The 1,621-nt window shown below is 38.0% G+C and carries 2 protein-coding genes; both read left to right on the top strand.

What is annotated here, in order from left to right; all coding sequences use genetic code 11:
• Positions 1 to 130: 130 nt before the first annotated feature.
• Positions 131 to 619, top strand: a complete 489-nt coding sequence (locus B4K11_RS05975; protein ID WP_292957012.1) for a thioesterase family protein — start codon at positions 131 to 133, stop codon at positions 617 to 619.
• 217 nt (positions 620 to 836) lie between these two features.
• A complete protein-coding gene (locus tag B4K11_RS05970; protein ID WP_349680084.1) occupies positions 837 to 1,508 on the top strand; it encodes a substrate-binding periplasmic protein in 672 nt (223 codons plus the stop codon).
• The last annotated feature ends 113 nt before the right edge of the window (positions 1,509 to 1,621 follow it).

The raw sequence follows: 1,621 nt of genomic DNA, 5'->3' as shown, positions 1-1,621 counted from the left end.
TTTAATCAACACTAATTTAATAAGCCTAACAACAAAGTTAAAACTTAGGCTGGATATCAAAGCTAACATCAAAATCAATATCTGAACTAGTATCTAAATTAATAGCATCGGTAATAAATAGGACCGGAATATGAGCGAAAGAGCACCCGCTATTTATCAAACTAAGATTCAACAAGTATGGTTAGATTACAATAATCATATGAATGTTGCTTACTATGTACTTATCTTTGATAAAGCAGGGGAAAAGCTAGTCAGTGATATCGGTTTAAGTGAAGCGGTTACTAAAGCCACGGATATCTCTTGGATGGTGTTAGAAAATCACGTTACTTACAATAATGAGGTTGTTCTAGATCAGACAGTACAAGTTCGCGCTCAGCTGTTGGATCATGATGAAAAACGGATACATCTTTATTTTGAAATGTACGGTCAAAATGAAGATGGCACAGAGTATCTAGCCTCGACTCTTGAGCAGATGGTGATGTGCGTAGACCTTGCAGCACGCAAAGGCTGTGAATTTCCTAATGAAGTGGCGTCGAATATCAGTAAGCTCGCAAGTGAACAAAAAGGGCTTGCTACACCTGAAAATATTGGCCGTAAGATTGGTATTCGGCGCAAGTAATATACTTAAAATCTAGGTTTAAGGACTCAATCTTATAGTTAGGTGTTAAAGGGGGGGGAGGAGTTAAATTTCAGGTAGTTGGAATGCTTAACTACTCTATACTTAAGTTATGTTTAGACTTTTTTTGATTATTTCATCACTGTTGTTCTCCTGCTTAGTGTCCGCGGAGTTATTTGAGCGCACGCTTAGATTGGGCTGTGTTCAGTGACCGCCTTATATCTCGGATAAACTGCCAACTAAGGGTTTTTTAGCTGAGTTAAGTCAACTCATTGTGTCAGAAAAAAATCAACATCTTGATGTTGTTATTATGCCTTGGAAGCAGGTGATGCAAGGTGTTGAGAGTGGCGATTTAGATGGCTCTGTCTGTATGTTCAAGACAGAAGAGCGAAAGTCTCGTATGTATTATATTGAGCCGCCTCTTTTAATTGAGCAGACCGTTATTTTTCATCGAAGTGATCAGATCCCTCAGGTCACTAAACTTGAAGATCTAAATCAATACAGAATGGGCATTCTTGATGGCTCCAGCTACCACAAAGATGAATTCATTCAGCAGCATCCCAAGTTGGTCGATGTCAATTCATTTGAAAGTATGTTCAAAATGCTGGATAAGGGTCGAATAGATCTTATTCTTGCTGAGTACCGTAACGGTATGGCTGTGATTTCAGAGACGGCATCATTAAACCCGAATCATTTTTCTGTTTTACCTTATTCCTATCAACATACAGATGTTCATCTGGTGATCTCCCATAAAATATTTGATAGCCAAACGGTGGTTCAAAAGCTAAATTCAGTAGCAAAGAGGGTTATTAATAGCCCGGAAGCAAAGGCTTTATACAAACGTCATAATATCTTACAGCTTCCTAAGCTTAAGCCACTTTCGCTACAGTAATTGGAAATTTTTTTACAAAGTGTTAAGGCTCAGAATCTACTTCTAAATTCTGTATTTGGTAGCTGTAACCTATACTTTGGGGAATTTTCCAGTGGTAATTACTAAATGAGCAG

It is taken from the genome of Neptuniibacter sp. UBA6509, assembly GCA_002435145.1.
Taxonomy (GTDB): Bacteria; Pseudomonadota; Gammaproteobacteria; order Pseudomonadales; family Balneatricaceae; genus Neptuniibacter.
This window is presented reverse-complemented; position numbering and strand designations above follow the sequence as displayed.